Here is a 23,417-nt window from a genome sequence, read left to right on the forward strand (position 1 = left end):
CCGCGAGTCATCGGAGCCTCTACGCTCGTGTCTCGTGCACGTCGCCCACCTTTCCTTGCAGGACTTCCGCTCGTACCCGGCCGCGGAGGTCGCGCTCGAGCCGGGGGTCACCGCGTTCGTGGGCCCGAACGGCCAGGGGAAGACGAACCTGGTCGAGGCCATCGGGTACGTCGCCGCGCACGGCAGCCACCGGGTGGCGACGGACGCGCCGCTCGTCCGGCACGGCGCCCCCCGCGCGATCGTGCGCGCCGGGGTGGTGAAGGACGACCGCAAGGCGCTGATCGAGCTGGAGATCAACCCGGGGAAGGCGAACCGGGCGCGGCTCAACCGGTCCCCCGTCCCCAGGCCGCGCGAAATCCTGGGGATGCTGCGGACGGTGCTGTTCGCCCCGGAGGACCTCTCGCTGGTGAAGGGCGATCCGGGGGAGCGGCGGCGGTTCATGGACGAGTTGCTGACCGCGCGGGCCCCGCGTTTCGCGGGTGTGCGGTCCGACTATGACCGCGTCCTCAAGCAGCGCAACGCCCTGTTGAAATCGGCGGCCGCGCACAGGCGCTCCCCTGGCCCGGAGGTCCTCGCGACCCTGGACGTGTGGGATTCGCATCTGGCGCGCACCGGGTCCGAGCTTCTGGCCGCCCGGCTGGACCTGGTCGATGCGCTCACCCCGCTCGTCGTCAGCGCCTACGCGGCGCTCGCACCGGGCGGCGACGCGGCCACCCTTCACTACAGGAGCTCGCTGGGGGACGCCGAGTTGTCCACAGACCGTGGAGAACTGGCCGAGCAACTGCTGGCGGCGGTAGGGGAGTCACGCAAGCAGGAGCTGGAACGCGGAGTGAGCCTCATCGGGCCGCACCGCGACGAGCTCGTCCTGCGGCTGGGGGAGCTGCCGGCGCGGGGCTACGCCAGCCACGGCGAGTCGTGGTCGTTCGCGCTCGGGCTGCGGCTCGCCGCGTTCGACCTGCTGAGGGCGGACGGCGACGACCCGGTGCTGATCCTGGACGACGTGTTCGCGGAGCTGGACACCGGCCGCCGCGCCCGGCTGGCCGGGATGGTCGCCCCGGCCGAGCAGGTGCTCATCACGGCGGCCGTCCCCGCCGATGTGCCGGCCGAATTGACGGGGGCTTCCTATACCGTCTCCGACGGCGAGGTCGTCCGGGACCGACCGGAAGGGGCGAGCGCGTGACCGATGATCCACAGGATGTGCACAACTCCCCCGAGCTCGCGGAAGAGGCGAACGGCCCGCCGGCCAAGTCGGGCATCGAACTGGCCCGCGAGGCGCTCGCCCAGGCGAAGGCGGACGCCCTGAAGCGCGGCACGCTCCCCGGCCAGAACGGCAAACGCAGAAGCGGTGGACGGGTCGTCCGGACGAGGGATCCCGGGCGGGGCGGCGATCCCAAGCTGTTCGGCTCCGCGATCCGCGATCTGCTGGCGTCCCGCGGATGGGAGCAGAGGGCGGCGGTCGGCGGCGTGTTCGGCAACTGGGCCGGCATCGTCGGCGCTGAGCTCGCCGAGCACACCCGGCCGGAGCACTTCGAGGAGGGTGTGCTGACCGTCGCCGCCGACTCGACGACCTGGGCGACGCAGCTTCGCCTGCTGTCGTCCACGCTCGTCCGGAGGCTGAACGAGGAGCTCGGCCACGGCACCGTTCGCCGGGTGAAGGTGGTGGGCCCCTCGTCCGGCCCGCGCCGCACCGGCGCCTGGCGCGTCCGCTGACAGCCAGCGCCACGGAGGCCAGAGAATCCCCCCGGTCCTATAGGGGGGTGTAGCTCCAGGGCCACCCGGCCGCCACACGCGCACACAGCGCTCGGGAGTGCCACTTTTGGCCGCGTCACCCGGTAGAATGAAATCGGTTCAGGATGCTGCGCCGCCAAAGGGTGCCCGGGCCTCTGACCAAGACGAACAGAGCACGACCGGGCGCCCTCATGTGTGTTACGGGGCACACCGCACCTCCCTCGGGTGCGGAGCGGCAGACATCCCCGGCAGGAGGATCTCCTTTGGCGTACGACGCTAGTTCGATCACTGTCCTTGAAGGGCTTGAGGCGGTTCGCAAGCGCCCCGGCATGTACATCGGCTCGACCGGTGAGCGCGGCCTGCACCACCTCGTCTACGAGATCGTGGACAACGCGGTCGACGAGGCCCTCGCCGGCTATGCCGACGACATCGTGGTGAACCTGATGGCCGACGGCGGCGTGAGCGTGCTCGACAACGGCCGCGGAATCCCCGTGGGCATGCACCCCGTGGAGAAACGTCCGGCCATCGAGCTGGTGCTGACCACGCTGCACGCGGGCGGCAAGTTCGACGGCAAGTCCTATGCCGTCTCGGGCGGCCTGCACGGTGTCGGTTCCGCGGTGGTGAACGCGCTTTCGTCGCGGATGGAGGCCGAAGTCCGCACCGACGGCCACGTCTGGCGCCAGTCGTACACGTGGCAGGGCCCCGAGACCGAGCTGAGCAAGGGCGAGCCGACCGAGGAGACCGGCACCCTCATCACGTTCTGGCCGGACCCCGCGATCTTCGAGACCCTCGAATGGAACTTCGAGACCCTCTCCCGCCGCATGCAGGAGATGGCGTTCCTCAACCGCGGCCTGGCCATCACCCTGCGGGACGACCGTCCCGACTACATCAACGGCGAGCCGCACATCGTCCGGTACCACTACGAGGGCGGCATCGAGGACTTCGTGCGTTACATCAACGCGCGCAAGGACGCCGCCCACGAGTCGGTGGTCTACTTCGACGACGACACCACGGGCATGTCCCTGGAAATCGCCATGCAGTGGAACTCGTCGTACGCCGAGTCCGTGCACACCTTCGCCAACACGATCAACACGGCGGAGGGCGGCACCCACGAGGAGGGGTTCCGGGCGGCGCTCACCACGATCGTCAACCGGTACGCCCGCGACAAGGGCCTGCTGCGCGACAAGGACGACAACCTCACCGGCGAGGACGTCCGCGAGGGCCTCACCGCGATCATCTCGATCAAGCTGGCGGACCCGCAGTTCGAGGGGCAGACCAAGACGAAGCTCGGCAACACCGAGGCCAAGTCCTTCGTCCAGAAGGCATGCAACGAGCACCTGCGGGACTGGTTCGAGGAGAACCCCGGCGAGGCCAAGGAGATCATCAACAAGGCGTCGCAGGCGGCGCGGGCCCGGGTGGCGGCGCGGCAGGCGCGCGACCTGACCCGCCGCAAGAGCCTGCTGGAGTCGACGTCGCTGCCCGGCAAGCTGTCGGACTGCCAGTCCACCGACCCGGCCAAGTCGGAGCTGTACATCGTCGAGGGCGACTCGGCGGGCGGCTCGGCCAAGGGCGGCCGCAACCCGCACTTCCAGGCGATCCTGCCGATCCGCGGCAAGATCCTCAACGTGGAGAAGGCCAGGATCGACCGGATCCTGAAGAACAACGAGGTGCAGGCGATCATCACCGCGCTCGGCACCGGGGTGCACGACGAGTTCGACATCACGCGGCTGCGCTACCACAAGATCATCCTGATGTCGGACGCGGACGTCGACGGCCACCACATCAACACGCTGCTGCTGACGCTGCTGTTCCGGTTCATGAAGCCGCTGATAGAGGCCGGGCACGTCTACCTGTCCCAGCCCCCGCTCTACAAGATCAAGTGGGACTCGCGGGGCACCGAGGCCGACTACGCCTACTCCGACTCCGAACGCGACGCGATCATCGAGGCCGGGGTGGCCGCCGGCAAGCGCGACCCGCGTCCCCGCGACCTGGTGCAGCGCTTCAAGGGCCTCGGCGAGATGAACGCCAACGAGCTCTGGGACACCACCATGGACCCCGACAACCGGGTCCTGCTGCAGGTGCAGCTCGACGACGCCGCGCAGGCCGACGAGCTGTTCAGCGTGCTCATGGGCGAGGAGGTCGAGCCCCGCCGGGAGTTCATCCAGCGCAACGCGAAGGACGTGCGCTTCCTCGACATCTGAGGTACGGGCCTCGGCCGGGCTCCCAGCGGCCTGACTCCCAGAGGCGACCGTACTTGCATCCCACCGAGCAGAAGAGGTCTTGAGAGTGACGGACGTGACCACAGAGGGCGGCCACCCGGGCGAACGGATCGAACCGGTCGACATCCAGGTCGAGATGCAGAAGAGCTATCTCGACTACGCGATGTCGGTCATCGTCGCGCGCGCGCTGCCCGAGGTACGTGACGGCCTCAAACCCGTCCACCGCCGTGTCCTGTACGCGATGTACGACGGCGGCTACCGTCCCGACCGCGGCTACTTCAAATGCGCCCGCGTCGTCGGCGACGTCATGGGCAACTACCACCCGCACGGCGACTCCGCCATCTACGACGCGCTCGTCCGGCTCGCGCAGCCGTGGTCGATGCGGTACCCGCTGGTCGACGGCAACGGCAACTTCGGCTCGCGCGGCAACGACCCCGCCGCGGCCATGCGGTACACCGAGTGCCGCATGGCGCCCCTTGCGATGGAGCTTCTGCGCGACATCGACAAGGAGACCGTCGACTTCTCCCCCAACTACGACGGCCGTTCACAGGAACCGGACGTCCTCCCGTCCCGGTACCCGAACCTCCTGGTCAACGGGTCCGCCGGCATTGCCGTCGGGATGGCGACCAACATCCCGCCGCACAATCTGCGCGAGGTCGCCGAAGGCGTCCGGTGGTACCTGGACAACTACGGCGCCTCCGACGACGAGCTGCTCGAGGCGCTGATCGAGCGGGTCAAGGGCCCCGACTTCCCGACCGCCGGGCTGATCGTCGGCCGCAAGGGCATCGAGGACGCCTACCGCACGGGCCGCGGCTCCATCACCATGCGGGCCGTCATCGAGGTCGAGGAGATCCAGGGCCGCACCTGCCTCGTCGTCACCGAGCTGCCCTACCAGGTCAACCCGGACAACCTCGCGCTCAAGATCGCCGACGGGGTGAAGGACGGCAAGCTCGACGGCATCGCCGACGTCCGCGACGAGACGTCCGGCCGGACGGGGCAGCGCCTCGTCATCGTCCTCAAGCGCGACGCCGTCGCCAAGATCGTCCTGAACAACCTGTACAAGCACACCCAGCTGCAGGAGACGTTCGGCGCGAACATGCTCGCGCTCGTCGACGGTGTGCCGCGCACGCTGCGCATCGACCAGTTCGTGCGGCACTGGGTCACCCACCAGATCGACGTCATCGTCCGCCGCACCCGGTTCCTGCTCCGCAAGGCCGAGGAGCGCGCCCACATCCTGCGCGCCCTCCTGAAGGCCCTCGACCGCATCGACGAGGTCATCGCCCTCATCCGCCGCTCGCCGTCCGCGCAGGAGGCGCAGCAGGGCCTGATGGGCCTCCTGGAGATCGACGAGATCCAGGCGCAGGCCATCCTCGACATGCAGCTGCGCAAGCTCGCCGCCCTGGAACGCCAGCAGATCACCGACGAGTACGACAAGCTCATGGCGGAGATCGCCGACTACAACGACATCCTGGCCTCGCCCGAGCGGCAGCGCCAGATCGTCGGCGACGAACTCGCCCCCATCGTCGAGAAGTTCGGCGACGAGCGGCGCACCGAGATCATCCCGTTCGACGGGGACGTGTCGTACGAGGACCTCATCGCCGAAGAGGGCGTCGTCGTCACCATCACCCGCGGCGGCTACGCCAAGCGCACCAAGACCGACCTGTACCGGGCGCAGCGGCGCGGCGGCAAGGGCGTCCGCGGCGCGCAGCTCAAGCAGGACGACATCGTCGACCAGTTCTTCGTCACCTCGACGCACAACTGGATCCTGTTCTTCACCAACAAGGGCCGCGTCTACCGCGCCAAGGCCTACGAGCTGCCCGACTCGGGCCGCGACTCGCGCGGCCAGCACGTCGCGAACCTGCTGGCCTTCCAGCCCGACGAGCACATCGCCCAGGTCATGACCCTGCGCGACTACGGTGTGGCCCCCTACCTGGTGCTCGGCACCAAGAAGGGCCGCGTCAAGAAGACCGCGCTGCAGGACTTCGACTCCCCCCGCACCGGCGGGATCATCGCGATCAACCTCGTCGACGACGACGAGGTGATCGCCGCGCGGCTCGTCTCGTCCGACGACAACCTGCTGATGGTCTCCACCGGCGCCCAGGCGATCCGCTTCCGCGCCGACGACGAGTCGCTGCGGCCGATGGGACGTGCGACGTCCGGCGTCATCGGCATGCGTTTCGAGGAGAGCCAGGAAGTCCTCAACATGCTCGTGGTGCAGGACACCTCCCACGACGTCCTGGTCGCCACCCGGGGCGGCTACGCCAAGCGGACGCCGGTCGACCAGTACCCGCTCCAAGGCCGTGGGGGTAAGGGGGTACTCACCGCTAAGATCGTTGAATCGCGAGGAATGCTGGTAGGGGCCCTCATGGTGGGCCCGGACGACGAGGTGTTCGCGATGACGTCGAACGGCGGCGTCATCCGCACCACCGCCGCGGAGATCAAGCAGTCCGGCAGGCAGACCATGGGCGTCCGCCTGATGAACCTCGCGGACGGGGACAGCGTGGTGGCAATCGCGAGGAACGTAGAGTCCATGGAGGACTCAGACGACGCCGAGGGGGGCGACGGTGAATGATGGGTCCCAACGCGGCACCGAGCCGATAGGCCAGGAGGACACGTGAGCACCGAGCCCGGCAAGAGCAAGGGCGGGCCCGGCGCCGGTGGGGCCGGCGCGGGCGGATCCGGCAAGAAACCCGGGGCCAAGCCGGGCGCCAAGCCCACCGGCAAGCCGGGCAAGACGGTGGCCGCCGCGTCCGCGAAGTCGAGCCGGGACGAGACGACCGTCGAAATCAACTCCCCCGACACCGACGCCGACACCGACACGGCCGCGTCCGAGCCAGGTACCGCGCCTGAGTCCGGCACGGGCTCGGGCACGCCGGCGTCCGACACGGAGGAGACCAGGACCGACATCGCCTCCCTCAAGGACGAGCCGGTGAAGGGCGCCGAGTCGTCCGCATCGGATATCGCCCCGGTCAAGGACACCACCGAGCCGCCCAAGGACAGGGACTCCACGCCGGCGAGCCCGCCGCCGGGCAAGCCCGCGGTCCCGAAGGCCGCCGCCCCCGCGGTCCCGGCACCGGCGTCCTCGGAAACCGCCCCGGCCACCACCGGTTCGGCTTCGGGCCCCGCTTCCGGTTCTGGGTCCCGTCCCGCCTCCGGTTCTGGGTCCCGTGCCGCTTCCGGTTCGGGTTCTGGGTCCCGTCCCGCTTCCGGTTCTGGGGCCCGTTCGGGTTCCGGCTCGGCGGGCTGGGCCAAGCCCGCCGAACCGTCCGGTTCCGTTTCCACAGGTCGTACGGAACAGCCCGCCAAACCGTTCAACTCGGGCAGCCCGTCACCGGCCGCGGGCAACTCGTCCGGCGCCGACAGGGGCGACTCCGGCCGGTCGAACCGCTCGAGCTTCGCGAGCACCGTCCTCAAGAACCGCCCGTTCGCATCGGCGGCGCCCGCGAACTCCTCGTCCAAGACCGCCACCCCCGGCAAACCGGCGCGCAAAGCCCAGCTCCAGCTCGCCCGGCTCGAACCGTGGTCGGTGATGAAGTTCAGCTTCGTCATGTCCGTCGTCTGCTTCGTCATCCTCCTCGTCGCCGTCATCGTTCTCTACGCGATCCTGGCCGGCCTGGGCGTGTTCGACGCCATCAGCGACACGATCAACAGCCTCACCAGGGAGCAGGGCGAGACCACCGGGAGCGTCGATGCGGGCAACTGGTTCTCCTTCTTCCGCATCTTCGGCTACACGGTCCTCGTGGGCGCCCTGAACGTCCTGCTCATCACCGCCCTGACCACCGTCGGCTCCGTCATCTACAACCTCGCGGCCGACCTCGTCGGCGGCGTCGAGGTGACCCTCAAGGAGGCCGAGTAATCGATTTCCGGTTGCCGCGCCAGATGGGGTAACCTCTCGTTGCGCCGCCGGACCAGCGGCACAACCCGGGCCTATAGCTCAGTCGGTTAGAGCGCATCCCTGATAAGGATGAGGCCGGAGGTTCAAGTCCTCCTAGGCCCACCAGTAATCCCAGTTCAGAGGCCGGTTCCGCGTCCAGCGGACCCGGCTTCGAGATTTTTGGCACTCCGGTGGCACTGGGATCCCACACCACCGGGACGCACCAGCCAACATCCCGCGTCCGGAAATGTGTCGCCTGTGGCCGCGCCGAGATGCGTTGCGAAGCCTAGTTCGACGATGTCAAGCCACAGGCAGGCCCGGCCGTCGGCGATCACCGGCTCCGCGCTGCCGCCCTGGCCTCTCCGGTTGACCGCGTATCAACCCACGGCACCGTTCGATCACTCGACTCGCGAGATCAGCCATCGATCTTCGGGGATCATCGCCGGGTGGCCACGCAGGTCAGGGGTGGGTTATCCCGAGATGGAGAGTGTTTTTCCACAGGTTGTGGATAGCGCGGGCCCGGCAGATCGAGATCTGTTGGCTGCGATCATGCACACATCATCCTCTCCCGTGTCGTTCGGATGTGCTGCGAGCCGTTGTGCGGCTTGGGGATGCACCTGGGGATTCATGGTGGGCTGCTTGTCCACCGGTGTCGCCGGGTTGTGGAGGCGGATTGCCCACAGGGTGTGAACTGACTGTGGGCAACGACCCGCCCAGGGGCGCTTCCTTGCTGGTCAGCGGCTTTTCCACGACGTGGACAACTGGTCGCCGAGGTTGGGGGCAAGCTGGGGAAGAATGGTGGACGCTGGAACCGGCGGCCGTACCCAGGGTGTGCACACCGGTTATCCACAGGTTGTGGATTCCCTGCATCGCCGTCCGTCCGCGAGGATGCTGAAGTCGTCGGTGTCCACGTTGGCGCTCGAATCGTGGAAAGACCTGCTGTTCTGGGGATTTCCCTGTGGATGCGGCCTTCTGGAGCACCTGCCGGCGGGGGGAGGGAGGTGTGTGCGGATGGCGTCCCCAGCCTGTGGATAGAGAGCGGGCGGCGGTGCCTCACCGATGGCTTTTCGCGGCGGTGGGATGAGGGCGGTGGCGTTCTCCGTTGGTCTGGACATGGGCCATGCCTTCCGGCTGAATACCGGTATGACGTCGAGTGCCGCGCCACGCCCGGCGGTGTGCGGCCGCGGGTGCGTGCGAAGGCCTGAGTCCGGCGTCCACAAGGTCCGGAGACCCCTTCTGGCCTGCGAACACCAGTTCGAATGCGTGCTACGCTCGCCGAATGGGGCACTTGCTGAACGAGCCGGTCCGCGCAGAGCACGACCCGGCGGGACGTCTCACCGCCTACGAGTGGCGGGGATCGCGCTACGCGGTCGACGAGGTGCTGAAGACCTACGGGACCGCCCAGGAGGGCCGGGTCTACAGGGTCCGCGTCACGGGCGCCGAGGGAGTGGCCGTCGCGGAGCTCGGCCGTGACGAGGATCGCTGGCGGCTCCGGCACGTCTTCTCCGCCTGACCACGGGGTCGCCCCCGTCGACCGGACCCTCTGGACGCGGGTCGACGGGATTCAGGGGACCTCGCTCGACCTGCTGACGGCCCGGATCGCCCGCCGGCACTACGCGCCGCACATCCACGCCGAATACGCCATCGGGGTCACGGTCGACGGCCTGGAGACAATGCGCTACCGCGGCGAGAAGATCTACTCCGGCGCGGGCAGCGTCGTCGTGATCGAACCGGGAGAGGCGCACACCGGCGGCCCGGCCCGTCCCGAAGGCTTCGCCTACATGTGCGTCTACCCGGACGCCGAGCTGCTGGGCGCCGCGATGGCGGCCGACGCGGGCCGGGCGCAGGTGCGGCCGCACTTCCGGGAACCGATCATCGACGATCGGCGGCTGGGCGAGGCGCTGCGCCTCGCCCACCACGCCCTGCGGCTCGGTGAGGACCCACTGGAGGGCGAGTCGCGCCTGCTCGGCGTCCTCGGCACGCTCGTCCGGCGGCATGCGGGGCCGGGCCCGGGAACCGTCCCGGGACGCCGCCGGACCGACGCCGGACGGATCGCACGCGCCGTCGCGACCCGCCTGTCGGACGAGCTGCTCGCCACCCCGACCCTCACGGAGGTCGCCGCCGACCTGGAGCTCTCGCGCTACCAGCTGCTGCGCGCCTTCAGCGAAGCCGTCGGCATGCCGCCGTACGCGTGGCTCGCTCAGCACCGGGTGGCCAGGGCCCGCGCCCTTCTGGACGCGGGGCACCGCCCGGCGGAGGCCGCGACGCTCGTCGGGTTCGCCGACCAGGCGCATCTCACACGCTGGTTCCGGCGAGTCGTGGGCGTGACACCGGGCGCTTACCGCAACAGCGTTCAAGACAGCGCCCCCCGCCGCCGCGCATCCTGAACTCGTCCACCCGTTTCGCAGGCCGGGGGTGTGCTGGGCGGTCTCTCCGGCTCTCCGGCGGACGTGTGTGCCGGGTCGGTGCGACTGGCCGGAGTCCGTGCCGGCCGGTCTCGTCGGGCCGGGGGTGTGCCGGCGGGATGGCGGTGGAGTGTTGTCGGGCGGAGGGGAACGGGGAGGTCGGAATTGAGCCGGCGTGGCTGGATGCTGTTCGTGCTGATGGGTGTGCTGTGGGGCGTCCCCTATCTGATGATCAAGGTGGCGGTCGAGGGCGTCTCCGTACCCATGGTGGTGTTCGCGCGGACCGCGCTCGGCGCGGCCGTGCTGCTGCCGCTGGCGATCCGGGGCGGGCGGTTCGACGTGGTCCGCCGCCACTGGCGTCCGCTGCTGGCGTTCACGGCGGTCGAGATCCTCGGCCCCTGGGCGCTGCTGTCGGACGCCGAGAACCGGCTGACCAGTTCCATGACGGGGCTGCTGATCGCCGCCGTCCCGATCGTCGGGGTCGTGCTGGCCAGGCTCACCGGCGACGCCGAGCGGCTCGGCCCGGCGCGCTGGGCGGGGCTGCTGGTCGGGCTGGCCGGCGTCGGCGTGCTGGCCGCGCCGCACCTCGGCGGCGGCAGCGCATGGGCGGTCGGCGAGGTCATGCTGGTCGTGCTCGGATACTCGATCGCGCCGATGATCGCCATGAAGCGCCTCCAGGACGTTCCGAGCCTGCACCTGGCCGCGTACGCGCTCGCCATCGCCGCCCTCGTCTACACGGGACCGGCGATCTACACCTGGCCGGAGTCGATGCCGAGCGGGCAGGTCCTGGCCGCGCTCATCGGCCTCGGCCTGGTGTGCACGGCGCTCGCGTTCATCGTGTTCTTCGAGCTCATCCGGGAGGTCGGCACGTCCAGGGGGATGGTGTTCACCTATGTGAACCCGGCCGTCGCGGTCGCCGCCGGGGTGGTGTTCCTCAGCGAGCCCCTCACCGGGACGATCATGGCGTCGTTCCTGCTGATCCTCGGCGGTTCCGTCCTCGCGACCGTGCGCCGGGCCCCGGCGCCCGCGCGGGCGGCTCCGGTCGGCGACGCCTCCGCCGACGCCGAGGGCGCCCGGGCCTAGCGACTCGGCCGGGCAGGGAGCCCTGCCGTCCCGTCCGGTGGACGCCGTGCCCGTTCGCGGCCCCGCCGATCAAAAGGCGACCGCCCGGAACGCCACGTGCGGACCGGGCTGGTCGCTAGCGTTTGCCGCGCTGTCCGTCGGCGAGGCCGCGGGAGACGCGGGACCCGCCCGCCCGCCGCTGCACGGCCGCCGAGAGGACGGGTGCGACCCCGCCCAGCCTGGCCCCGAGCCGCAGCCCGAGCGGCGCCACGTCGATCTCCGCGATGTTCCTCTCGACGGCCCGGACGGTCGCCCGCGCCACGTCCCGCGGCGACTTCGTACCGACCCCCTTGGGCAGCGTGACCCCGGTGTCGGCGAACATGCCCGCGTCCCGGATGAAGCCCGGGAACACCGTCGACACGCCGACGCCGTGCGGCCGCAGGTCCTCCCGCAACGCCAGCGCGAAGCCCCGCATGCCGAACTTCGTCGCGTTGTAGAGGGACGCGTGGCCGGACGCGGTCTTCCCGGCCAGCGACGAGACGAACACCAGATGCCCGCGGCCACGATCGGCCATTCGCTCGCCCGCGAGCTTCGCCATCACGATCGGTGCGCGCAGGTTGACGTCGAGCGCCCGGTCGATCTCGTCGATCGAGTACTCGTCCAGCAGCCCGGACGCCGGCAGCGCCGCGTTCGCCACGAGCACGTCCACCCGGCCCGCCTCGTCCAGCAGCCGCTCGACCGCCGCACGATCCGCCAGGTCGGCCACGATGGACCGGCCGCCGAGCCGCTCGGCCAGCGGTTCCAGCACGTCCGCCCGCCGCCCCGTCAGGACGACCTGCCCACCGCGTTCGGCCAGCGCCGTCGCCAGTGCCCGGCCGATCCCGCCGGTCGCCCCGGTCACCAGGACGTTCGCTCCACGCAGCTCCATGGCGAGATCATGGCGGATCACATCCCGATCCGCCACAGCAGCAGAATGATCGACGCGAGCACCAGCCCGGCCGTGCCCAGCGAGACCTCACCCATCGCGATCATGGCGGTACATCCCGTCGCGATCACACCCGCGGTCAGTACCATTCCCCGGCCTCCGGACGGCTCGTCTTCCGGCGCGCCCAAGTCGAACTCGCGTTCCCAGCGCCGGAAGTCGTCGTCCGCCATCGGCTCTCCCGAAGGGTCGTCCCACCGGATTATGAGGCCGCCCGGCCGTCCCGGCGAGATGGCGCGGACGTGACAGCACCCGCACCGAGATTGGACGGCGGGTCCGATAACGGTGTGGGGTGCGGAACGACCATGAACGATTGCTAGGCTGCGAGGAGCCTGGGAAGCAGACGCTGATGCGAACGAATCCCGGGTTTTGACTTCATAGTCGAGGTGAAGGGGTCCCACCGTGAAGAAGCTGCTCATTCTCGCCGTTGTCGCTCTCGGTGGCTTCGCGGTCTGGCGTCGGCTGCAGCAGGATCGCGCCGAGCTGGACCTGTGGAACGAGGCCACGTCGTCCGACGGCTGAGACGCCGGCGATAGGCCCCGGCGTGAACGAAGCAGACCCGATCACCGTCGCCTGCCTCGATCTCGCCGGGACCACTGTCGCGGACGGAGACGCCGTCCACACCGCCTTCGCGGAGGCGATCGCCGCCCTGGGGATCGTCTCCGGCGCGGTGCCACATGAGCGTGCTCTGGCCCGCTTCCACGATTCGCGCGGCGAATCGAAGATCGACATCTTTCGCTCGCTCTTCGACGAGCCCCGCGCCCAGGCCGCGAATTTCGCGTTCGAGCGTTCCTATGGCCGGCTCCTTGACCGGCATGGCCCGAGACCCGTGTCCGGTCGCCGCTCCGGCGCGTCCATCGTCGCCGACGTCCTCACCGGCGCCCACGACGAGGCCGCCTGACCGCCGCCGGCGTCACCCATATCCTCCCCAGCGTCGCCGCCCTCCCGGACCGTCTTCTCCCCGCCCCCGTCGGTGCCACGGCGGGCGCCGACCACGGGTAGGCTTGTCCCGCCGCACGGGGCCTTAGCTCAGTTGGTAGAGCACTGGCTTTGCAAGCCAGGTGTCAGGGGTTCGAATCCCCTAGGCTCCACCCACCAAGAAGCCCAGGTCAGAACCGAACTTCCGACCTGGGCTCCTGCTTTTCACGATCTCTACTTTCCGTGCCCGCTCGCAAGGTGATCAAGGGGCTCGCGGAGCTCGGACGGGGCCGCGTAGGGCGGATATGTGCAGACCAGGCCTGGGCGCCGGAGTCGAGCGGGGGCTGGTCTCAACCAGGACACTGCTGGAGCGGCATGAGTAATTCTCCCTTGTCGGCCCTGACTTGGGGAGCGAGGATGATCGCATGTGGTGGCTGGTCCTCGGATTCTTGGCCCTTCTGCTCGCCTACGGCGTGGTTTTCGACTGGCGTCTCCGCCGGCGGGGGCATCGGCTGCGAGACGGTGCGGCGCTGACGGCCGAGACTCGGGAGAACCGTCGCGACATGCGCGCATGGGACAGAGGCTCCCAAGGACACAGTGGAGCCGATTTGTCTTGGACGGACGAAGCGCGGCGTCGCCGTGACCGATGACCGATGACCGATGGCGCGGGCTCCCGCGCCCGTCACGCTGTCAACGACGGCCATGCCCGCCGAGGAGGTCGGCGGCGGCTCGGTCAGATGCGCTCGATGACGATGTCCGCGTTGTCGAGGGTCGCGGCGTAGGCGGCCAGGTCGCCGGGATCGCTGGTGACGATGAGGGCGGGGATGTGCAGCGCGGCGGTCACCACGACGAGCGCGTCCGCGGCATCCGGGCGCTTCTTACCCGGGGGCACGGCCTTGGCGAGCATCGCGCCGGCTCGCTTGTACGAGTCCAGAGTGGCGGCCTTCGAGCAGGCCACACACCCCGCGTTCGCAGCGTACTTCCCCTGGACAGGCGCCGCGGCACCTCGCGCTTGGGGGACGGTGCAGTCCCGGAGGTATCCGCTGAACGCGTGGACGGTCTTGGGGTCGGGCCGCCATGCCTGTGCCAGGACCGGACCGATGATGACGGGCCTGTGAGGCGCGGCACGCAGGCCATGGTGCAGTACCAGGGCTACCCTGTCGCCGCTCAGCATGGCGAGCAGCATGCCGGTGTCGTAGACGACGGTACGGGCGCTCATGCGACGTCGGCGCTGTCCGAGCCGAGTGCCGAGGAGAGGATCCTGCGGACCTGCGCTTGCTCTTCGGACGTCAGTTCCTCGAACGCGGGCGGGCTGGAAGGTTGAATCGCCTCATCCAGCGCCGCGGCGTTGTCGGTGTCCAATGGGACGAACACGGCCGCCGCCGCGTCGTCCGCAGCCATCTGAGCCGTGGCGGCGGCGACCAGGTAGCCGGAGACGTCCATGCCGGCGGCTTCAGCGTGAACCTTGATCGCCGCGTGAACCTGCGGATCCGCCGAAATGCTGAACCTCATGTTCGCCATGGCTCTAACGTAACATGCCGTATGACGATTGGTGCCGGGCACCTTCTACCGTGGCCGGGCGGGCTCGGCGGTGCGTTCGCGGTGCCACAGGGACCGGTAGATGCCGGGGCGGGAGAGCAGGTCCGCGTGGGTGCCGCGGTCGGCGACGCGGCCCTCGTCGAGCACGATGATCTCGTCGACGGCGTCCAGGCCGGCGAGGCGGTGGGTGACCAGCAGGGTCGTCCGGCCCTCGGTGGCGGTGAGGAGGTCGGCGGTGAGGGCGTCGGCGGTCGCGACGTCGAGGTGCTCGGCGGGCTCGTCCAGCAGCAGGATCGGGAAGTCGGCGAGGAGGGCGCGGGCCAGGGCGATGCGCTGGCGCTGGCCGCCGGAGACCTGGGCGCCGTGCTCGCCGACGTGGGTGTCGAGGCCCCGAGGCAGGGCGTCGACCCAGTCGAGGAGGCGGGCGCGGCGCAGGGCGTCGCGGATCTCGGCGTCGGTGGCGGAAGGGCGAGCCAGGCGGACGTTCTCGCCGATCGTCGAGTCGAACAGGTGGGCGTCCTGAGCGCAGAGGCCGATGACCTGGCGGACGTCGTCGCCGGTGAGGGCGCGGAGGTCCACACCGTTGAGCGTCGCCCTGCCGCCGGCGGATTCCAGGAAGCGCAGGAGGACGGCGGTGAGCGTCGTCTTGCCGGAACCGCTCGGCCCGACGATCGCGCAGCGGCGGCCCGGGGTCAGGTCCAGGGAGATGCCGTCGAGGGCGTACGGTCCGGTGGGCGTCCACCGGGCTCGCAGGTTCTCCACCGAGAGGGTGTGGGGGGCCGCAGGCGGTGGTGTGGGGTCGGCCGGGTCTCTGACAGGTTCGGGGCTGTCCAGGACGGCGAAGATGCGCGAGGCCGAACGGCGGACACGTTCCATGTACTGGGCGGCCAAGGGCAGCCCGGCCACGACCTCGAACGCGGCCAGCGGCAGCAGGACGACCACGGCGAGCAGCACCCCGTCGAGCGTTCCCGAGCGGACGGCGGGGACACCGACGGCGAGGCTGCCCCACACGGCCAGGCCTCCGGCGAGGGCGGAGATGGCGGCGCCCGCGCCCGCGGTGGCGGCGGAACGCGCCGTGGCGCGGGTGAAGTCGCCGTCCAGCCGGGTGGCTTCGGCGAGTTGGGCGGGGGCGGCGCCGTAGGCGATGAGTTCGGGTGCGCCCTGGAGGGTGTCGACCACATGTGCGGTGAGTTCGCCGCGCAGGTCGGTCGTCCGCCGCTCGGCACGCCGTGCCATGGCGGCCGACAGCCAGGGCGCGACGACACCTGCGAGCAGCAAGGCGAACAGGAGGACGGCACCGGCCGAAGGGAGCAGCGCCCAGGCGAGACCGACGGAAGCGCCACCGACGACGGCGGCGACCGTGCAGGGCAGCAGGACCCGGAGAAAGAGGTCCTGGACGGCGTCGACATCGGCGACGAGCCGGTTCATGAGGTCGCCGCCATGGAAGGAGGGCAGCCCGCCGGGCGCGAGCCGTTCCAGCCGTTCGTACACACGCGCGCGCAGATCGGCGAGGATCCGGAACGTCGCGTCATGCCCGGCGAGGCGCTCGATGTAGCGGAACACGCCGCGTCCCAGGCCGAACGCGCGGACGGCGACGATCGCGACCATGAGCGTCAGCACCGGCGGATGCTGCGCGGCGCGCGAGATGAGCCACGCCGAGGTCGCCATCAGCCCCACGCCGCTGCCCAGGGCCAGCACACCGAACAGGACGGCGATGACGAGCCGCCCCCGAGCCGGCCGGGCAAGTTTCAGGAGCCGGAGGATCATGCCGCCACCTCCACGGACGGGGTGTGCGCCGCGGCGCGGCGGGCGGTCATGTCGTCACCGTCGCGGGTTCGATGTGGACGACGCGGTCGGCCAGGGCGGTGAGGGCCGGGCGGTGGGCGACGAGGATCACGGTGCGGGTGGCCGCCAGGCGGCGGACGGCGTCGATGACGGCGGCCTCGCTTTCCGCGTCGAGGTTCGAGGTCGGCTCGTCCAGCAGGAGGAGCGGCGCGTCCCGCAGGAACGCACGCGCGAGGGCGATGCGCTGCCGCTGGCCGGCGGACAGGCCGAGGCCCCGCTCGCCGAGGGGCGCGTCGAGGCCGCGGGGCAGGGCGTCGATGAACTCCAGCGCGTTGGCGGCGTCCGCCGCGGCCCGGACGTCGGCGTCCGTCGCGTCCGGGCGGCCGAGGCGGATGTTGGCGGCGACCGTCCCGGCGAACAGGTGGGGGCGCTGCGGCACCCACGCGATGCGGGCGCGCCAGGCGTCCGGGTCGAGGTCGGCGAGGTCGTCCCAGTCGGCCAGGACGTGCCCGGAGTCGGGCCGGACGAAGCCGAGGAGCACGGCGAGGACGGTGGACTTGCCGGCCCCGCTCGGCCCGGTGAGCGCGACGGTCTCCCCCGGGTGGACGGTGAGGGAGAAGCCGTCGAGGGCGGGGACGTCGCGTCCGTCGTAGGCGACGGTCACGCCGTCGAGGCGGAGCGTGGCGTGCGCCAGGTCGGGGACGTCGGTGCGCGTGCCGGTGGGTGGTGGCGGCGTCTCGATCACCTCGAAGATCCGCCCGGCGGCGGTGAGGCCCTCGACGCTCGCGTGGTACTGCGCGCCGACCTGCCGCAGCGGGAGGTACGCCTCCGGCGCGAGGATCAGGACGAGCAGCGCGGTCTCCAGGCCCATGCCGCCCTCGACGAGGCGCAGTCCGATCGACACGGCGACGAGGGCGACCGAGAGCGTCGACAGCAGCTCCAGGACGAGCGCCGACAGGAACGCGATCCGCAGCGTCGACATGGTGGCCCGCCGGTGCCGGTCGGTGACCTCGCGGATCTTCGCCGCCTGCGCCCGCGCCCGGCCGAAGATCTTCAGTGTGGGCAGCCCGGCGACGACGTCCAGGAAGTGCGCGGCGAGGACGGACAGCGTCCGCCACTGCCGGTCCATCTTCCGCTGGGTGGTGAGGCCGACGAGGATCGCGAAGATCGGGATGAGCGGCAGCGTCACGGCGATCGTGACGGCGGACAGCCAGTCGCCGAACAGGATCCGCGCGCCGACGGCGGCCGGGACGATCACGGCGAGCACGAGCTGCGGCAGGTAGCGGGAGAAGTAGTCGTCGAGCGCGTCGATGCCGCGGGTGGCGAGGGTGGCGAGTTCCCCGCTGCGTTCGCCGGACAGCCAGCGCGGGCCGAGCAGCAGGGAGTGCGCGAGCAGCCGGCCGCGCAGCTGCGACTTGACCGCGGCGGACGAGCGGTGCGCCGCGACCTCCTGCAGCCACGCCACGAGCGTCCGCCCGGCGACGGCGGCGAGCAGGAGCAGCATCGGGGTGCGCAGGTCGCCGAGGGACGCGCCGCCGAGGAAGACGCGGGTGAGCATGTCGGCGAGCAGCGTCGCCTGCGCGATGATCAGCCCGGCGGTGGCGGTGCCGAGCGCCACGGACGACAGGAGGAAGATCCGTGTCGTCCGGGCGTACTTCAGCAGCCGGGGATCGAGGGGTTTCATTTCGCGGGCTCGGGTTTGCGGGCGGGGATGTGGGACGTGCCGATGCGCTTGCGGAACACCCAGTACGACCAGCCCTGGTAGATCAGCACGATCGGGGTGAACACCGCCGCGACCCACGTCATGATCTTCAGTGTGTAGGGGGTCGAGGCCGCGTTCTCGGTGGTCAGGCCGGTTGCGGCGCCGAGGGTGGACGGCATGACGTCCGGGAACAGCGCCGTGAACAGGGTCGCGACGGCGAGCACGATGGCGGTTCCGGTGCCGATGAACGCCCAGCCTTCGCGTCCCCGCGCGTTGGCGAGGCCGGCCGCGACCAGCCCGGCGGCGGCGCCCCCGGCGGTCAGCCAGGTCACGGGCTTGCCGTGCTCGAGCTGCGTGATCAGCAGGAAGCCGCCGCCGGCGGCGATCGCCGCGACGACGGCGATGTTCGCGACGCGGCGGGCCTGGACGCGGATGTCCCCGGACGTCTTGAGCGCGAGGAACACCGCCCCGTGCAGGACGAACAGGATCATGGTGGTGAGACCGCCGAGCAGCGCGTACGGGTTGAGCAGATCGACGAGCGTCCCGGTGAACTCGTGGTCGGCGTCCAGCGGCACGCCGCGGACGATGTTCGCGAACGCGACGCCCCACAGGAACGCGGGGGCGAGGCTGCCCCAGAAGATCGCCTTGTCCCACCGGGCGCGCCACCGCGCCTCGTCGCGCTTGCCGCGGTACTCGAACGCGACACCGCGGACGATCAGGGCGAGCAGGATCAGCAGCAGCGGCAGGTAGAAGCCGCTGAACAGGGTGGCGTACCACTCGGGGAACGCGGCGAACATGGCGGCGCCCGCGACGATGAACCACACCTCGTTGCCGTCCCAGACGGGCCCGATGGTGTTGATGACGACGCGGCGTTCGACGTCGTCGCGGCCGAGCACCGGCAGCAGCATGCCGACGCCGAAGTCGAATCCCTCCAGGAAGAAGTAGCTCGTCCACAGGAAGGCGATGATGATGAACCAGACGGTGGTGAGTTCCATGACCGGCGGCCCTCTCAGTAGGCGAACGCGAGCGAGCGCTCGGAGTCGGAGTCGTCGTCATCGCCGTCGGAGGACGGCGAGGGCAGCACCTCGTCCTCCGAGGGCGGTCCGGCCTTGGCGTACTTGAGCATCAGCCCGGCCTCGATGACCATCAGGACGCCGTACAGCACGGTCAGCGAGACGACGGAGATGAGCATCGAGCCGGCGCCGACGCCCGGGGAGACGCTCGCCGACGTCTTCAGGACGCCCCACACCGACCAGGGCTGCCGCCCCATCTCGGTGAAGATCCATCCGGCGGAGTTGGCGATGAACGGGAGCGTCAGCGACAGCATGCCGATCCGGTACACCCAGGGGCCGGACGGCAGCCGCCCGCGCCGCAGCAGCCACAGCCCGCCCAGCGAGATCAGCGCGGTGAGGAGACCGGCCCCGACCATGATCCGGAAGTTCCAGTAGGTGACGGGGATCACCGGCCGGTAGTCGCCGGGTCCGTGCGCGGACTCGGCCTGCGCCTGGAGGTCGTTGATGCCCTGGACCTCGCCGTCGAAGCTGCCGGTGGACAGGAACGACAGGATGGCCGGCACCTTGATCCCGAAGATCTCCTCCTCGCCGTCCAGCGTCCCGACGGTGAACACCGACAACCCGGCGGGCCGTTCGGTCTCGTAGATGGCCTCGGCGGCGGCCATCTTCATCGGCTGCTGCTCGGTCATGACCTTGCCCAGGGTGTCGCCGCTGATGGCGACGCCGATCGAGGCGACCGCGGTGACGGCCAGCGCGAGCTTCAGCGACGGGCGGAACACCTCCACGTTCTTGCGGCGGGCGAGGTGCCAGGCGCTGACGCCGGCCATGAACATGCCGCCGGTGACGAACGCGGCGGTGACCGTGTGCGGGAACGCGGCGAGGTGCGTCGGGTTGGTCAGCACGGCCCAGAAGTCGGTGAGTTCGGCCCGTCCGGTCTCCTCGTTGATGCGGTAGCCGACGGGGTGCTGCATCCAGGAGTTGGCGGCGAGGATGAAGAACGCCGACAGCACGGTGCCGATGGAGACCAGCCACATGCACATCACGTGGAGCACCTTGGGCAGCCGGTCCCAGCCGAAGATCCACAGCCCGAGGAACGTCGACTCGACGAAGAACGCGAGCAGTCCCTCGATGGCGAGCGGCGCGCCGAAGACGTCGCCGACGAACCGGGAGTAGTCGCTCCAGTTCATGCCGAACTGGAACTCCTGCACGATCCCGGTGACGATCCCCATCGCGAAGTTGATCAGGAAGAGCTTGCCCCAGAACTTGGTGGCGCGGAGGTAGGCCGTCTTGCCTGTTCGGATCCACGCCGTCTCCAGGCCCGCGACCAGCGCGGACAGCCCGATCGTCAGCGGGACGAAGAGGAAGTGGTACACGGTGGTGATCCCGAATTGCCACCGTGCGATGTCGACAGGATCCATGGGCGCGGGCCTCTCACGACTATCTACTACAAGCTGTAGTACTACGTTTCGCTAGACATACTACGAGCTGTAGTACTACGGAAAGTCGTTGAGTGCGTCACACGCCCCGGGACGCCGTACGCCCGGCCCGGACTCCCGTCAGTAGTGGAACGCCGAGGCGACCTTCGCGCCCTTGCTGCCCAGGTTGACCACGGACGTGCCGCCGGACGGCACCGCACGGCAGGACGCGCCGCCGTACTCCTCCGGGAAGACGAACAGGCCCCAGACGACCAGCCAGTCCTGGACCGCGCCGCTCGCCGGATCCATCACCGGCTCCCGGACCGGGACGACGCGCCGCTGGACGATGTGGTCCCGGTCCAGGCAGTCGGAGATCGTCTCCGCCCATTCACGGTCGGTCTGGTCCCAGCCCGCGTGGATGCCCCGGCCCGCCAGGCCCGCGAACGGCTTGAGGATCAGCTCCTCCCGTTCGGCGCGGACTTGCTCGACCAGGCCGGGGGTGAGGGTCCGCGTCCACGGCAGGATCCGCTCGATCAGGGCGTTCTCGTCCGGGGTCAGATCCCCGCACAGGTCCGGGTCGGAGATCAGCGGCAGGCAGCTCTTGTAGGAGAGCATGGTGCTCGACAGGGGAGTCCAGAGGACGACCTTCCCGTCCTCGTGGGCGCGCATGACGGTCTCCGCGTGGACGTCGTTGCGCGGGTCGCGGGCAAGCTGGTTGACGGAGTAGTACCGCAGGACGAGGTCGATCGGACGGCCGTGCAGGAACAACCGGTCGCCCTTCACCTCCACCTGGTCCACCTCGCCGAGCAGCAGCTCGATCCCGCACCGCTTCATCGTCTCCTGGAAGGAACGGTGCAGCGGCTCGTACGCCATCAGCCCCCCGATCGCCTCCAGGGTCGCGACGACCGGCGCCTCCTTCTGCGTCGCCCGGACGAACTGACGCGCGATGGCCGCGGGCGTGTCGACGTGGGACAGCCCGTGCTCGCCCGCGAACTCGGCGAACTCCGGGTGGGCGAGGAGCACCCGGTTGACCTCGCTGACGTCGACGCCGCCGAGTTCGCTGCCGATGTTGAACTCCAGCAGCCGGAACCGCGTCCCGTCGTCGTAGAGGTCGGCCCGCCCGTACAGATGCGGCTCGCCGCCGAGGGCGGTCATGAGCGCGGTGCGCCGCTCGTCGGCGCCGATCGCCGCGCAGAACTTGCGCCGGTCGCCGTCGAACAGCCGGTCGGGCAGGGACGCCATCAGCGTGAACAGCCCGGCGAGGTCGGCCGCGGCGCGGCGGGTCCGGCCCTCCTCGGAGAACAGGGGACGCGGCAGCAGATACTTTTCCCACGCCTCGGTGAACACCGCCGGAAACTCGGCTTCCGCCATGACATCGCGCAGGCCGCCGCCCTCCGTGGCGCACGCGGCCAGGTACTTCTCGGTGACCATCTGCGGGCCTTTCCGTCAGGCGTCGGGGTCGACGATCAGGTCTTTCTCGATCTTCCGGATGGCCTCGCGGTCGGCGTGGATCTGGTCCGCGTCCTCGTGGGCGAGGATGATGTAGCCCATCGTCATGCTGGCGAACAGGTCCGTGCTGGCGTCCACGTGGTCGCCGGTGCCGACCACGTGCACCGGGGAGTGGTAGCTCGGCAGGTCACGGGCCTGGTCGTAGATCTCCGCGTTGCGGACGACGCCGGTGGAGTGCGACATCAGGAACACCGCCGTGACGTTGCGCCGCAGCGTGTAGCCGGGCGGCATCTCCGGGCCGAGACCGCGGCACACGTCCACGATCCGGGTGACCTGGCTCTCCCCCGTGGCGATCTCGGTCACCGCCGGGTTGCCCGCACCGGCCAGGCGCGCGTTGACCTCCAGCAGCCGCGGGCCGTCCGGAGTCATCATGATCTCGGTGTGCGCCGCCCAGTTGCGCAGCCCCACCGCGTCCAGCGCGCCGAGCCCGTAGTCGATCAGCTCGCCGTAGGCGTCGGTGTCGTAGGGGAGCCACTCGACGTAGTCGTACACCGCGATGCCCTCGCCGAACGGCACCCGCCTGTACTTGATCATGTCGGTGATCGAGTGCCGGCCGTCGTGGCTGACGGTGTCGATGGCGTACTCGGTGCCGGTCATCATCTCCTGGACGAGCACCTCCTCGGCCAGCACGTCCAGCTTGTCGCGGGTGCCGAGCATCGCGCCGAACAGCTCGCGCCAGCCCTGCCCGCCGGGCGCGCGGCTCACCCCGACGGTGCCGGCGCTGGTCGGCGGCTTGACGACGAGGTCCCGACCGGCGAGCCCCTCGCGCTCGATCCACGCGGCGACCTCCTCCGGGTCGGTGGTGGAGATCTGCCGGGGGACGGGCAGCCCGGCGTCGGTGAGCGCCTGGTGCATGAGGTACTTGTGCCGCCGGGCGTCGACGAGTTCGGCGACGTTGGAGAACTCGGGCGCGAGCGCGTCCGAGCACTCCTGCGCGAGCCGCAGCGCCGCCTCGACGCCGGGGATGACCGCGATCGGCTTCAGCCCGCCGAGCCGCGCGACGGTCCCGGCCATGTCGCCGTGGTGGTTGACGACCGCGTCATAGTTGCCGGGGTCGTGCGAGGAGTGCAGCGGGGCCAGCGAGGGCCCCGTGTAGTCCATCACCGCCACCGGGCTGAACCCCGCCTTCCGCAGCGCGGGGGCGACCATCGCCGCCGAGGTGAAGGGCCTCACGATCGCCACGACTGGTCTGTTCATCATGTTCACCCTGTCTCCGGTGTCTCCGGTTGGTCGGTTCGGTTGCGCGGTCGGGGTGGCGGGACGGAC

20 protein-coding genes and 2 tRNA genes are annotated in these 23,417 nt (G+C 70.3%); 12 read left to right on the forward strand and 10 right to left on the reverse strand.

The window, feature by feature from the left end; all coding sequences use genetic code 11:
- The first annotated feature begins 34 nt into the window (after nt 1-34).
- From recF to ACGFIS_RS21315, 9 genes are all read left to right on the forward strand, one after another.
- A complete protein-coding gene (gene recF / locus ACGFIS_RS21275) occupies nt 35-1,180 on the forward strand; it encodes a DNA replication/repair protein RecF (protein WP_392972217.1) in 1,146 nt (381 codons plus the stop codon).
- The gene (locus ACGFIS_RS21280; protein WP_392903717.1) at nt 1,177-1,710 is read left to right on the forward strand and encodes a DUF721 domain-containing protein; all 534 of its coding nucleotides are present in this window, start codon (nt 1,177-1,179) and stop codon (nt 1,708-1,710) included. The genes recF and ACGFIS_RS21280 overlap by 4 nt, the downstream gene beginning before the upstream one ends.
- Nucleotides 1,711-2,012: 302 nt before the next feature.
- The gene (gene gyrB, locus ACGFIS_RS21285) at nt 2,013-3,929 is read left to right on the forward strand and encodes a DNA topoisomerase (ATP-hydrolyzing) subunit B (RefSeq protein ID WP_392904056.1); all 1,917 of its coding nucleotides are present in this window, start codon (nt 2,013-2,015) and stop codon (nt 3,927-3,929) included.
- Nucleotides 3,930-4,014: 85 nt separating this feature from the next.
- The gene (gene gyrA, locus ACGFIS_RS21290; protein WP_392903714.1) at nt 4,015-6,519 is read left to right on the forward strand and encodes a DNA gyrase subunit A; all 2,505 of its coding nucleotides are present in this window, start codon (nt 4,015-4,017) and stop codon (nt 6,517-6,519) included.
- A 42-nt stretch (nt 6,520-6,561) separates the two neighbouring features.
- On the forward strand, nt 6,562-7,803 hold the full coding sequence (locus ACGFIS_RS21295; RefSeq protein WP_392903711.1) for a DUF3566 domain-containing protein: 1,242 nt from the start codon (nt 6,562-6,564) through the stop codon (nt 7,801-7,803).
- A gap of 67 nt (nt 7,804-7,870) precedes the next feature.
- A tRNA-Ile gene (locus tag ACGFIS_RS21300) sits at nt 7,871-7,947 on the forward strand.
- Nucleotides 7,948-9,100: 1,153 nt separating this feature from the next.
- The gene (locus ACGFIS_RS21305; protein ID WP_392903710.1) at nt 9,101-9,334 is read left to right on the forward strand and encodes a hypothetical protein; all 234 of its coding nucleotides are present in this window, start codon (nt 9,101-9,103) and stop codon (nt 9,332-9,334) included.
- The gene (locus tag ACGFIS_RS21310; RefSeq protein ID WP_392903707.1) at nt 9,291-10,208 is read left to right on the forward strand and encodes an AraC family transcriptional regulator; all 918 of its coding nucleotides are present in this window, start codon (nt 9,291-9,293) and stop codon (nt 10,206-10,208) included. The genes ACGFIS_RS21305 and ACGFIS_RS21310 overlap by 44 nt, the downstream gene beginning before the upstream one ends.
- Before the next feature lie 183 nt (nt 10,209-10,391).
- Nucleotides 10,392-11,309 (forward strand): DMT family transporter, encoded by a 918-nt coding sequence (locus ACGFIS_RS21315; RefSeq protein ID WP_392903704.1) that lies wholly within the window; start codon nt 10,392-10,394, stop codon nt 11,307-11,309.
- A 115-nt stretch (nt 11,310-11,424) separates the two neighbouring features.
- Here the strand turns inward: ACGFIS_RS21315 and ACGFIS_RS21320 are convergent, their stop codons facing one another.
- Entirely contained in the window at nt 11,425-12,216 is a 792-nt protein-coding gene (locus tag ACGFIS_RS21320; RefSeq protein WP_392903701.1) for an SDR family NAD(P)-dependent oxidoreductase, read from the reverse strand.
- A 17-nt stretch (nt 12,217-12,233) separates the two neighbouring features.
- Nucleotides 12,234-12,443, reverse strand: a complete 210-nt coding sequence (locus tag ACGFIS_RS21325; RefSeq protein ID WP_392903699.1) for a hypothetical protein — start codon at nt 12,441-12,443, stop codon at nt 12,234-12,236.
- A gap of 229 nt (nt 12,444-12,672) precedes the next feature.
- Between ACGFIS_RS21325 and ACGFIS_RS21330 the strand changes: the two genes are divergently transcribed.
- From ACGFIS_RS21330 to ACGFIS_RS21340, 3 genes are all read left to right on the forward strand, one after another.
- Nucleotides 12,673-12,792 (forward strand): DLW-39 family protein, encoded by a 120-nt coding sequence (locus ACGFIS_RS21330; RefSeq protein WP_392903696.1) that lies wholly within the window; start codon nt 12,673-12,675, stop codon nt 12,790-12,792.
- Between the two features lie 22 nt (nt 12,793-12,814).
- Nucleotides 12,815-13,171, forward strand: a complete 357-nt coding sequence (locus ACGFIS_RS21335) for a hypothetical protein (RefSeq protein ID WP_392972220.1) — start codon at nt 12,815-12,817, stop codon at nt 13,169-13,171.
- 117 nt (nt 13,172-13,288) lie between these two features.
- Nucleotides 13,289-13,361, forward strand: a tRNA-Ala gene (locus tag ACGFIS_RS21340).
- A 560-nt stretch (nt 13,362-13,921) separates the two neighbouring features.
- Here ACGFIS_RS21340 and ACGFIS_RS21345 read toward each other — a convergent pair.
- From ACGFIS_RS21345 to ACGFIS_RS21380, 8 genes are all read right to left on the reverse strand, one after another.
- On the reverse strand, nt 13,922-14,407 hold the full coding sequence (locus tag ACGFIS_RS21345) for a hypothetical protein (protein ID WP_392972222.1): 486 nt from the start codon (nt 14,405-14,407) through the stop codon (nt 13,922-13,924).
- The gene (locus tag ACGFIS_RS21350; protein ID WP_392903690.1) at nt 14,404-14,709 is read right to left on the reverse strand and encodes a hypothetical protein; all 306 of its coding nucleotides are present in this window, start codon (nt 14,707-14,709) and stop codon (nt 14,404-14,406) included. The genes ACGFIS_RS21345 and ACGFIS_RS21350 overlap by 4 nt, the downstream gene beginning before the upstream one ends.
- A 45-nt stretch (nt 14,710-14,754) precedes the next feature.
- Nucleotides 14,755-16,494 (reverse strand): thiol reductant ABC exporter subunit CydC, encoded by a 1,740-nt coding sequence (gene cydC / locus ACGFIS_RS21355; protein WP_392972224.1) that lies wholly within the window; start codon nt 16,492-16,494, stop codon nt 14,755-14,757.
- A gap of 46 nt (nt 16,495-16,540) precedes the next feature.
- Nucleotides 16,541-18,196: a thiol reductant ABC exporter subunit CydD gene (cydD, locus tag ACGFIS_RS21360; protein ID WP_392972226.1), complete on the reverse strand. Its 1,656-nt coding sequence runs from the start codon at nt 18,194-18,196 to the stop codon at nt 16,541-16,543.
- Nucleotides 18,193-19,209 (reverse strand): cytochrome d ubiquinol oxidase subunit II, encoded by a 1,017-nt coding sequence (gene cydB / locus ACGFIS_RS21365; RefSeq protein WP_392972228.1) that lies wholly within the window; start codon nt 19,207-19,209, stop codon nt 18,193-18,195. Before cydB ends, cydD begins: the two co-directional genes overlap by 4 nt.
- Before the next feature lie 14 nt (nt 19,210-19,223).
- Nucleotides 19,224-20,645 carry a cytochrome ubiquinol oxidase subunit I gene (locus tag ACGFIS_RS21370; RefSeq protein ID WP_392972230.1) on the reverse strand — a complete coding sequence of 474 codons (1,422 nt, stop codon included), beginning with the start codon at nt 20,643-20,645 and terminating at the stop codon, nt 19,224-19,226.
- Nucleotides 20,646-20,783: 138 nt separating this feature from the next.
- Entirely contained in the window at nt 20,784-22,073 is a 1,290-nt protein-coding gene (locus ACGFIS_RS21375) for a hypothetical protein (RefSeq protein WP_392972232.1), read from the reverse strand.
- Between the two features lie 15 nt (nt 22,074-22,088).
- A complete protein-coding gene (locus tag ACGFIS_RS21380) occupies nt 22,089-23,351 on the reverse strand; it encodes an ATP-grasp domain-containing protein (RefSeq protein WP_392972234.1) in 1,263 nt (420 codons plus the stop codon).
- Between the last annotated feature and the right edge of the window lie 66 nt (nt 23,352-23,417).

Origin of the sequence: Spirillospora sp. NPDC048824, from assembly GCF_043198455.1 — a bacterium.
Lineage (GTDB): Bacteria > Actinomycetota > Actinomycetes > Streptosporangiales > Streptosporangiaceae > Spirillospora.

What these genes read in the sequence shown, in the direction of transcription:
- ACGFIS_RS21305 (WP_392903710.1), top strand. Translation starts at nt 9,101, where the DNA reads ATGGGGCACTTGCTGAACGAGCCGGTCCGCGCAGAGCACGACCCGGCG.
- ACGFIS_RS21320 (WP_392903701.1), bottom strand. Translation starts at nt 12,216, where the DNA reads ATGGAGCTGCGTGGAGCGAACGTCCTGGTGACCGGGGCGACCGGCGGG.
- ACGFIS_RS21325 (WP_392903699.1), bottom strand. Translation starts at nt 12,443, where the DNA reads ATGGCGGACGACGACTTCCGGCGCTGGGAACGCGAGTTCGACTTGGGC.
- ACGFIS_RS21345 (WP_392972222.1), bottom strand. Translation starts at nt 14,407, where the DNA reads ATGAGCGCCCGTACCGTCGTCTACGACACCGGCATGCTGCTCGCCATG.
- ACGFIS_RS21350 (WP_392903690.1), bottom strand. Translation starts at nt 14,709, where the DNA reads ATGGCGAACATGAGGTTCAGCATTTCGGCGGATCCGCAGGTTCACGCG.
- cydC (WP_392972224.1), bottom strand. Translation starts at nt 16,494, where the DNA reads ATGATCCTCCGGCTCCTGAAACTTGCCCGGCCGGCTCGGGGGCGGCTC.
- cydD (WP_392972226.1), bottom strand. Translation starts at nt 18,196, where the DNA reads ATGAAACCCCTCGATCCCCGGCTGCTGAAGTACGCCCGGACGACACGG.
- cydB (WP_392972228.1), bottom strand. Translation starts at nt 19,209, where the DNA reads ATGGAACTCACCACCGTCTGGTTCATCATCATCGCCTTCCTGTGGACG.
- ACGFIS_RS21370 (WP_392972230.1), bottom strand. Translation starts at nt 20,645, where the DNA reads ATGGATCCTGTCGACATCGCACGGTGGCAATTCGGGATCACCACCGTG.
- ACGFIS_RS21375 (WP_392972232.1), bottom strand. Translation starts at nt 22,073, where the DNA reads ATGGTCACCGAGAAGTACCTGGCCGCGTGCGCCACGGAGGGCGGCGGC.
- ACGFIS_RS21380 (WP_392972234.1), bottom strand. Translation starts at nt 23,351, where the DNA reads ATGATGAACAGACCAGTCGTGGCGATCGTGAGGCCCTTCACCTCGGCG.